This window comes from Limnohabitans sp. (assembly GCF_036804465.1).
Lineage (GTDB): Bacteria > Pseudomonadota > Gammaproteobacteria > Burkholderiales > Burkholderiaceae_C > Limnohabitans.
This window is the reverse complement of record NZ_DAIRSK010000002.1, coordinates 127,027-136,230: the sequence shown is the minus strand read 5'-3', so window position 1 is coordinate 136,230 and position 9,204 is coordinate 127,027. Positions and strand designations below refer to the sequence as shown.

The 9,204-nt window shown below is 53.9% G+C and carries 11 protein-coding genes; 3 read left to right on the top strand and 8 right to left on the bottom strand.

Going from position 1 to position 9,204, the window contains the following annotated elements; all coding sequences use genetic code 11:
* Window positions 1-103 precede the first annotated feature (103 nt).
* From V7Q41_RS01780 to V7Q41_RS01765, 4 genes are all read right to left on the bottom strand, one after another.
* Complete coding sequence (locus tag V7Q41_RS01780; RefSeq protein WP_333842015.1) at window positions 104-613, bottom strand: hypothetical protein; 510 nt, start codon at window positions 611-613, stop codon at window positions 104-106.
* Window positions 614-1,215: 602 nt separating this feature from the next.
* Window positions 1,216-2,400 carry a vWA domain-containing protein gene (locus V7Q41_RS01775; protein WP_333842013.1) on the bottom strand — a complete coding sequence of 395 codons (1,185 nt, stop codon included), beginning with the start codon at window positions 2,398-2,400 and terminating at the stop codon, window positions 1,216-1,218.
* A gap of 9 nt (window positions 2,401-2,409) precedes the next feature.
* Complete coding sequence (locus V7Q41_RS01770; RefSeq protein ID WP_333842012.1) at window positions 2,410-2,640, bottom strand: hypothetical protein; 231 nt, start codon at window positions 2,638-2,640, stop codon at window positions 2,410-2,412.
* Window positions 2,637-3,491: an AAA family ATPase gene (locus V7Q41_RS01765; protein ID WP_333842010.1), complete on the bottom strand. Its 855-nt coding sequence runs from the start codon at window positions 3,489-3,491 to the stop codon at window positions 2,637-2,639. The genes V7Q41_RS01770 and V7Q41_RS01765 overlap by 4 nt, the downstream gene beginning before the upstream one ends.
* A 55-nt stretch (window positions 3,492-3,546) precedes the next feature.
* Between V7Q41_RS01765 and V7Q41_RS01760 the strand changes: the two genes are divergently transcribed.
* A complete protein-coding gene (locus tag V7Q41_RS01760) occupies window positions 3,547-4,209 on the top strand; it encodes a c-type cytochrome (protein ID WP_333842007.1) in 663 nt (220 codons plus the stop codon).
* Window positions 4,210-4,405: 196 nt separating this feature from the next.
* On the opposite strand, the gene V7Q41_RS01755 is transcribed toward V7Q41_RS01760, so the two are convergent.
* The 4 genes from V7Q41_RS01755 to V7Q41_RS01740 form a co-directional block, all read right to left on the bottom strand.
* Entirely contained in the window at window positions 4,406-4,840 is a 435-nt protein-coding gene (locus tag V7Q41_RS01755) for a DUF1841 family protein (RefSeq protein WP_333842004.1), read from the bottom strand.
* A 14-nt stretch (window positions 4,841-4,854) separates the two neighbouring features.
* Window positions 4,855-5,631 (bottom strand): ferredoxin--NADP reductase, encoded by a 777-nt coding sequence (locus V7Q41_RS01750; protein ID WP_333842001.1) that lies wholly within the window; start codon window positions 5,629-5,631, stop codon window positions 4,855-4,857.
* A gap of 113 nt (window positions 5,632-5,744) precedes the next feature.
* Window positions 5,745-6,215 carry a tRNA (uridine(34)/cytosine(34)/5-carboxymethylaminomethyluridine(34)-2'-O)-methyltransferase TrmL gene (trmL, locus tag V7Q41_RS01745; RefSeq protein ID WP_333841998.1) on the bottom strand — a complete coding sequence of 157 codons (471 nt, stop codon included), beginning with the start codon at window positions 6,213-6,215 and terminating at the stop codon, window positions 5,745-5,747.
* Window positions 6,216-6,219: 4 nt separating this feature from the next.
* Window positions 6,220-6,930 (bottom strand): ComF family protein, encoded by a 711-nt coding sequence (locus tag V7Q41_RS01740; protein ID WP_333841996.1) that lies wholly within the window; start codon window positions 6,928-6,930, stop codon window positions 6,220-6,222.
* A gap of 84 nt (window positions 6,931-7,014) precedes the next feature.
* Between V7Q41_RS01740 and V7Q41_RS01735 the strand changes: the two genes are divergently transcribed.
* Together V7Q41_RS01735 and coxB are read left to right on the top strand one after the other, a co-directional pair.
* Complete coding sequence (locus V7Q41_RS01735) at window positions 7,015-7,929, top strand: class I SAM-dependent methyltransferase (RefSeq protein WP_333841994.1); 915 nt, start codon at window positions 7,015-7,017, stop codon at window positions 7,927-7,929.
* Window positions 7,930-8,031: 102 nt separating this feature from the next.
* Complete coding sequence (gene coxB / locus V7Q41_RS01730; RefSeq protein ID WP_333841992.1) at window positions 8,032-9,201, top strand: cytochrome c oxidase subunit II; 1,170 nt, start codon at window positions 8,032-8,034, stop codon at window positions 9,199-9,201.
* Window positions 9,202-9,204 lie beyond the last annotated feature (3 nt).

Below are 9,204 nucleotides of genomic sequence, written 5' to 3'. Positions count from 1 at the left end.
TAACCTGTGTTGCACGACTTGGCGCCAGTGGGTTCCAAATGGTTGTTTTCAATAACCCCCATTCTCGCAGGCTTGCCCTTCGTTTTTTGGGCTTACGGCGCAGTCAAATTTTCACTCGGGGTTTCTTTTCAGTTGCGGTGTGCTGTCGCCGTTTCTCCAAGTCTGCACTCAACTCTGCAGCACGTTGAAGCGCTTGAAGTTCAAAGGTGAGGGAGGTGAGGGCTGAAATTTCAGTCTGTATGTTGTTCAGGACGAAGGCGCGCAGTAGAGCCTGACTCATGTTGATTGGCTGGGAAGATGGCACTTTCAAACTTGAACGCCACTTGTCCACTGCTTTTGATTTGCTGGCAGAAGGTTTTTCGTTCTTCGCCGTTTCTGGTGTGGTAGGCGCAGTTTGCGTGGGTCTTGTCAGCATTTCAGCCACAGCGTGAATGCTGTAAAGGATCTTCCCGCCAATAGTCAGGTATGGAAAACCGAGCTTGTTCTCTTTGCGCAGGAGGCTTTGCTGCTTGACGCTGATGCCCAAGATGGGTTCAAGCTGCTTTGGGGTCAGAACTTCTTTGCCACCAGAGCGGGTTCTTAAATAGGCAACCAGGTTGCTTGTTTGCTCCATAGGTGTGGACTCCACCTGCGTTAATTGGTCTCCTTGACAGGAATCGAACCTGTATCTGAAACTTCATCCCACTATGACTTTCGTCACCGATTTATCGTTTGTGGTCTGGACTATGCCTTTGCCATGGGCGCTTGTGCGCCGGTAGGCAGGAGCCGTCTAGTCTCTACACCTTCCAAGATTTCTCTTGGCTTGGCTCGGCGTTGCCACAGTCACTTGGACCAGAGGGTTCACCGAATTTGACTCCATTCAGCCACTGCTTTCGCCTGTGACTGCCCATTGAAAGGAGGTTTCCGTTCTATCCATTGAACTACAAGGAGGTGACTGTGAATCTTAACAGGTCGCCATTTTTTGAGAGGTTTTTAACCTCAGTCTGTGTATCCGCTACGCGTGTGCGCTGTTTGTGTCTTTTGAGTTGCTCCAGATCTCGTGGGACAAATTTGGGACACGAAGGATCGAAAAAATAGGGGGTTTATCTGGAAAATTAAGGATAAAAATCCTTGAAAATCAACAACTTACAAAAAATGAAACCGGTAGTCTATCGCTTAGGAGGGAGTCGTTCTATCCATTGAACTACGGCGGCAGCCAGTGGGTATTTTACGGGGCTACTTGCTCAGCCCCCGCATGGCCTCTTCCAGGCCTCTGAGGGTCAGCGGGTACATGCGTTGGCTGACGATTTGTTGAATCATGCTGATGCTTTGTCGATATTCCCACACACCTTGCGGCTCGGGGTTGATCCATGCATGTTTTGGAAACGCATGCAGCAAGCGTTGCAGCCACTCTGCACCGGCTTCATCGTTGTTGTACTCCACGCTGCCGCCTGGTTGCACAATTTCATACGGGCTCATGGTGGCGTCGCCAATAAAAATGAGCTTGTAGTCTTTGTTGTACTTGCGAATGATGTCCCAGGTTTCAAACTTCTCGGTGTAGCGACGTTTGTTGTTGCGCCACATGAAGTCATATACGCAGTTGTGAAAATAATAAAACTCCAAGTGCTTGAACTCGGACTTGGCTGCGCTGAACAACTCTTCTACGCGTGCAATGTGGTCGTCCATCGTGCCGCCCACGTCCATGAGCAGCAACACCTTCACGTTGTTGTGGCGCTCGGGGCGCATCAAAATGTCTAAGAACCCTGCGTTAGCGGCTGTTTTGTGGATGGTGCCATCTAGGTCCAGCTCTTCGGCAGATCCCTCGCGTGCAAATCGACGCAAGCGTCGCAGCGCCACTTTGATATTGCGCGTGCCCAACTCTTGGGTGTCGTCATAGTCGCGGTAGCTGCGCTGGTCCCACACTTTCACAGCACTTTTGTTGCCGCCCTTGCCGCCGATGCGAATGCCTTGCGGGTTGTAGCCCCCATTGCCAAATGGCGATGTGCCACCTGTGCCTATCCATTTGCTGCCACCCTCATGGCGCTCTTTTTGTTCTTCAAGGCGTTTTTTGAGCGTCTCCATCAACTCGTCCCAGCCCATTTTTTCAAGGGCGGCTTTTTGCTCAGGGCTGAGTTCTTTTTGCAGAATTTTCTCTAGCCAATCCAGGGGAACATCCTTGGTGAAGTCGGTCATCAACGCCACGCCTTTGAAGTACGCACCAAATGCGCGGTCAAACTTGTCGTAGTGCTTTTCGTCTTTGACGAGGATGAGGCGGCTTAAAAAATAAAAGTCGTCCATGCTGCACGCATCGCTGGCGGGCCCCACCACTTGGGCCTGCAGTGCTTCAAGCAGGGTGAGGTACTCCTTCACCGACACCGGCAGCTTGGCCGCGCGCAGGGTGTAGAAGAAGTCGATCAGCATGTCTAGGCCCTATTCGGCGTCAGCCTTGGGCGCACGAAAGTAGCGGGCGGCTTGCAAGCCCATGCCGCCCCCAATGCCCACCAACACAATGGCAATGATGCTGCCCGTGCCGTACCCTTCGGCAAACAAATCCAAACCCAAGGTCACGCCCAAGCCGTAGCCCAGCAGGGCGCCCACCACAAAGCCCACGGCGTCGGTGAGGCCTTCAATCAAAGATGCCAACATCGTTCGTTCTTTCATCGGTTGCGGCTTTGCATGAACACCAGTTTTTCAAACAAGGTGGTGTCTTGCTCGTTTTTCAGCAATGCGCCCACCAGGGGCGGAATGGCCACTTTGTCGTCTGCGGTTTGCAGCGCCTCAAGCGGGATGTCTTCCGCCACCAAGAGCTTGAGCCAGTCAATCAGCTCGCTGGTGGAGGGCTTTTTCTTGAGGCCCGGCAAGTTGCGAATGTCAAAAAAGGTTTTCATCGCCACGCTCAGCAAATCTGGCTTGAGGGTGGGAAAGTGCACCTGCACGATGTGGCGCATGGTGTCGGCATCTGGAAACTTGATGTAGTGAAAAAAGCAGCGGCGCAAAAACGCGTCAGGTAGCTCTTTCTCATTATTGGAAGTGATGAACACCAAGGGGCGGTTTTTGGCTTGAATGAGCTGGCGCGTCTCGTAGCAATAAAACTCCATGCGGTCGAGCTCGCGCAGCAAGTCGTTGGGAAACTCAATGTCAGCCTTGTCAATTTCATCAATCAGCAACGCCACCGGCTCATCGGCCGTGAAAGCCTGCCACAACACCCCTTTGAGGATGTAGTTGTTGATGTCCTTGACCCGTTCGCTGCTTTGGGCATCGGCCATTTGGCTGTCACGCAAACGACTGACGGCGTCGTACTCGTACAAACCTTGCTGTGCCTTGGTGCTGGATTTAATATGCCACTGCAGCAAGGGTAAACCCAAGGCCCGAGCCACCTCTTCTGCTAACATTGTCTTTCCCGTGCCTGGCTCACCTTTGACCAACAAGGGACGCTTCAGTGCAATGGCGGCATTGACCGCCAACATCAAATCTTGGGTCGCAACGTAGTTGTCTGTGCCTGTAAATTTCATGTATTTTCCGTCTATTATTTGACCAATATCAACCTCTAGGGATTGTGGTTTCTCAATGAACAAGTTTGTCTCGATCGCGTTTGCTCTCACTGTATCTGCTGTGACTTCTTTGGCCTGTGCGCAAGACGTCAAGGGCGATGCTAACGCAGGCGCCACCAAAATTGCCATGTGCATCGGTTGTCACGGCATTGCGGGCTACCAAGCCAGTTTCCCTGAAGTCTACAAAGTTCCCAAAATCTCAGGCCAAAGCGAAAAGTACATCACCACTGTGTTGAACGCCTACAAAAAAGGCGAACGCAAGCACCCCACCATGCGCGGCATTGCCACTAGCCTGACGGACCAAGACATGGCCGACATCTCTGCTTACTACGCCAACCACGGCAAGGTAGAAGGCGCTGTCTTGCCCGTCAAAGCCACTGAGCCCAATGCCAAGGTGGCACCCTTGCTGGCCAAAGGCGCTTGCGCGTCATGCCATGGTGAAAACTTTGCCAAGCCCATCGACCCCAGCTACCCCAAAATTGCAGGTCAACATGCCGATTACTTGTACGTGGCTTTGAAGTCCTACAAGGTGGAGGGCAATGCCACTTGGGGCCGTAACAACGGCGTCATGGGCGGTATTGCCAAACAATACACCACAGCCGAGCTCAAAGAATTGGCCAACTACATGGCTGCTCAACAAGGCGATTTGAAGATCGTCCCGCAAAGCAAGTTCCGATAAAACTTGGTTGACATCAAAAAAAAGCCCGCGAATGCGGGCTTTTTTTGCGCATCGGCAGGAATGCCATGTGTGCCATGAGGCAAAACCAAGCGCTGACGTTGTCGTCTTTCACGGGGTCATATGGCAGCTTGCATTAAGTTGAAAGCATGGCTTGTTTATTGTTGAAGTTATTGGAGATCTTAATGCGCCTTGGGTCTCAGTCTTGTGTGGCTCGCCGTTGTACCGCGTCGATGTAAGCGTGGCCATCGGGAGGACGGCCGCTGCGCTGGCTTTCCCAAATCATTTGGCCTAGCGCGTCCATGGTTTCGTGGTGCGCATCATGCAACGAGTCGCGCCTAGCGGTGAGCAGTTCCACCGCTTGGCGAATGCCGCGAGGTTGGTCGATTGAGCATTGCTCGCTCACCGACAGGTGCATGGACAAATGCAAGAAGGGGTTGGTCTTGCCGTCTTTCACCTCGTACATGCGTTCAAGCGCGGCATCCACATCAGAGAAGTCGGCGTGGTACTCGGGATGTTCAGCCACCCATTGACTGGCCAAAGTTTCTAGTGCATCCATGGGCTGCGCGTTGCGCCATTTGGCGTAGACCGAGCAGAAGAAGCGCCTGACGTCGGCTTGGCTGGGTTCAAACATCAGCGGCTTTGGGGTTACTGCTCAACGAAGGCACGTTCCACCACAAAGTCGCCCGGGGTGGTGGTGGAGCCTTCTTTGAAGCCGCGCGCTTCCAGCAAGGCACGCATGTCTTTGTTTAATTCAGGGCTGCCGCAAATCATGATGCGGTCGTTGGTGGGGTCGATGTTGGGCAAGCCCAAATCTTGGGTGAGCTTGTTTGAAGTGAGCAAGTCGGTCACGCGGCCTTGGTTTTTGTAGGCCTCGCGGGTGACGGTGGGGTAGTACAGCATTTGGGCGCTGACCATCTCGCCCAAGAACTCGTGCTTGGGTAGCTCTGTACTCAGGTAGTCGTGGTAGGCCAGCTCTTTGATTTCGCGCACGCCGTGCACCAAGATGACTTTGTCAAAACGCTCGTAGGTTTCGGGGTCACGCACGATGCTGAGGAAGGGCGCCAAGCCCGTGCCCGTGCCAATGAGGTAGAGGTTTTTGGCGGGCAGCAAATAATCGATCAGCAAAGTTCCGGTGGGCTTTTTGCCGACCACGATTTTGTCGCCCACTTGGATGTGTTGTAGCCGAGAGGTGAGGGGGCCGTCTTGCACCTTGATGCTCAAAAACTCCAAGTGTTCTTCGTAGTTGGCGCTGACGATGCTGTAGGCACGCAGCAAAGGTTTACCGTTGTCGCCGCGCAAGCCAATCATGGTGAAGTGGCCGTTTGAGAAACGCAGCGAGGTGTCGCGGGTGGTGGTGAAGCTAAACAGGCGGTCGGTCCAGTGGTGGACGGACAGCACTTCTTCGTCGAGGAAAGCGCTCATGAGGAAAGTAAAACGATATAAATCAAGCCCTCTAGTGTAGGCGAGGGCTTAAAACCTAGGGCTATATGTTTGGCTGTCGGGGGCTATAAGCCTTGGCTTGCTTCAATGGTCTTTTAGGCTTTGCCAGCAAAGCCGTTTTGTCGCCAAGCTTCATAGGTGATGACGGCTACCGAGTTTGATAAGTTCAAGCTGCGTTGATCAGCCCGCATGGGGAGTCGCAAGCGCTGTGTGGGGGGAAAGCTTTCGCGAATGTCTGCGGGCAAACCGCTGGTCTCAGATCCAAACACAAACCAATCGCCAGGCTGAAAATTGCTGTCGTGTGCTGTGCTGGAGCCTTTGGTGGTCATGGCAAATAGGCGGGTTGGGTCGGGCTTGGCTTCGTTCAAAAAGGAGGCCCAGTCAGCATGGCGCAGCACGGGCGCGTACTCGTGGTAGTCCAAGCCAGCACGGCGCATGTGTTTGTCCTCCATCGAGAAGCCCAAGGGCTCTACCAAATGCAAGGTGCAACCGGTGTTGGCCGCCAAGCGGATGACGTTTCCTGTGTTGGGCGGAATTTCGGGGTGGACGAGGACGATGTGAAACATGGGTTCATTGTCCCGCATCGCGCGTCTCCGCTCGGGCCAGCACCATTCCTGTGATGCGCGCCGCGCCTGCTGCACGCAAGGCCCGGGCCGCTTCATACAAAGAGGCGCCGGTGGTCATGACATCGTCAACCAGCAAGATGTGCTGACCGCGCACAGCCGTCACACGGTCGGGTGCAACCCAAAACGCATCACGCACATGGTCGAGCCGCTCTTGCCGTGAGGCACCCACTTGATGGGCATTGCCACCACGGCGCAGCAGGGTGTGGGCATGGGTTTTGAGCGGCGCCAAGTGGCGGGCCAACTCGAGGGCTTGGTTAAACCCGCGTTCGCGCAGGCGGGTGGGTGTGAGGGGCATGGGAACGACGAGCTGGGCTGCGTCTAACGCGGGTTCAATCCATGGCGCGTGGCGCATCACGTTGGCCAAGGTGCGGGCCAGACCAGGGTCGGCTTGGAACTTGAAGCGGGCAATGCAATCGGACCAAGGAAAGGTGTAGCTCACCGCGGCAACGCAGCCGTCTAGCGGACTGGGATGCTCAGCGCAATTTTGGCAATGGACGCTCAGTGGGTGGTGGGTGGTGTGGGGAGCATGGTTTTGCGTGAGGGCGCAGGTCGGGCAGCGCAGGGTGGGCTGTGCAAAACGCTCCACGCACGGTGTGCACAAAGGCTGGCTGGGCCAGCGGCGGCAGATATGACAAAGACTGGGCCAGCGCAACATGCAAGGATTGGAAAGACATTGCGCCAATTTGGGTTGAAGCGATGTGCAATGTTTGCGAAGGGCGCGGTATCGATAATGCTGAACATGTCATCCACTTCAAGCACTGATCGCCCCCCCTCCTTGGACCCTGCGGCTTGCCACCGTTGGGCGGCTTGGCCGCATCAGCAGTCACCTTGGTTGCACGAGGAAATTGGGCAACGCATGGAAGATCGTTTGCAGTGGATCCGTTTGCAGCCCAAGTCTTGGGTGGATTGGGCACCTGTGAGCGGCGGTTTGCAAACCCATGCCAAACTTCGTGCCCGTTACCCACAAGCGCAGTGCTGCGTCGTGGAGACTTCAGGCGCAAGAGAAAGTTTGGCGCGTCAAGCCCTGCAATCGCCTTGGTGGAAAAGATGGCTCAAGCCCGATGCGTTGATGTTTGGCAAAGCCTTGCCAGAGCGTGCGGACATGGTCTGGGCCAACATGGCCTTGCACACCTGCTACGAGCCTCAGGCCTTGTTGCAAAAGTGGCACAGTTTGCTGGCTGTGGATGGTTTTTTGATGTTTTCCTGCCTCGGACCAGACACTTTGCGTGAATTGACGCAGGTGTATCAGAGTCAAGGTTGGCCGCCTGCCACCCATGCCTTCACGGATATGCATGATTGGGGTGACATGCTCGTGCAAGCCGGATTTGCCGAGCCAGTCATGGATATGGAGCGCATGACATTGACTTACGCCAATGTCGAAGCCTTATTGGCTGAATGTCGACTGATGGGGCGCAATTTGCATGCCGAGCGTTTTGCAGGTTTGCGGGGTAAGCGGTGGTTGGCGCAGTTAAAAACGGCCTTACTGGCTTTGGCCAAACCCGACAAGGATGGGCGACTCACCTTGACGGTGGAAGTGATTTATGGCCATGCTTTAAAGCCCTTTCCAAGGATAAAGCTTCAAAACCATAGTACAGTGTCACTGCAAGAGATGAAAACCCTACTAGGGCAATCCCTTGGTGCCCAGTCTGTATGATTTTTGAACAAACTTGTAGCGCAAATCACATAAAAAACACTTTTAATTAAATCAGTGTTTGGCGGATTTGTAGTCCTAAAGATGAATATTGAGGCGATCAAATTGAAGAAGAACAATCTTTTCCAAAAGTTGACTTCAGGTGTGTTGTTCCTTGCCGCTTGGGCGAGTACGGCTGCTTGGGCAGTGAACGATTTACCAGGTGGGCCTGGCGTTCGACAACTGAACCTGCAACCGGGTGCAAGCAAAATTGCGATTGAGCAGGGTTGGTTGCATTGGTTCATGCTCATCATTTGCACGGTGATTTTCGTGGCGGTTTTCGGTGTGATGTTCTATTCCATTTGGAAGCACCGCAAGTCTGTGGGTCACAAGTCGGCCAGTTTTCACGAGTCGGTCAATGTTGAAATTGCTTGGACCGTTATTCCTTTCATCATTGTGATTTTGATGGCCCTCCCAGCTACCAAAGCGGTGGTGGCCCAAAAAGACACATCCAACGCCGACCTCACCATCAAAGCCACGGGTTACCAGTGGAAGTGGGGCTACGACTACATCAAAGGCCAAGGCGAGGGCATTGCCTTCATTTCGACTTTGGACAATGAGCACCGTGAAATGTCAAACAACGGCGCCAAAGGTGTCGATATCGACAACTATTTGTTGAAAGTGGACAACCCCTTGGTGGTTCCCGTCAATCAAAAAGTTCGCATCATCACCACGGCCAATGACGTGATTCACGCATTTGCAGTGCCTTCACTGGGTGTGAAGCAAGATGCCATCCCCGGTTTTGTTCGCGACACTTGGTTCCGCGCTGAAACAGTGGGCGATTACTACGGTCAGTGTCAAGAACTCTGCGGTAAAGAGCACGCTTACATGCCTATTCATGTGAAGGTGCTCAGCGCTGCGGATTACAGCGCATGGGTGGACGGCGAACAAAAGAAAATGGCCGCCAAGCAAGACGATCCCTCCAAGGTTTGGGAGCTGGCTGACTTGTCCAAGCGCGGCGAAAAGGTCTACGCCGCCAACTGTTCTGCCTGCCACCAAGCGACTGGTAAGGGCTCAGGGCCCATCAAGGCCTTGGATGGTGCAGCCGTGGTGTTGGATGCAGACGCAAGCAAACAAATCATGGTGCTCTTGAAGGGGCAAGGCAATGGCTCTATGCCAGCTTGGAAGCAACTCAGTGATACTGACATCGCTTCCGTGATCACTTACACCAAAAACAATTGGTCTAACAAGACCGGCCAGCTGGTTCAGCCTGCCGATGTCAAGGCCGCCCGTTAAAGC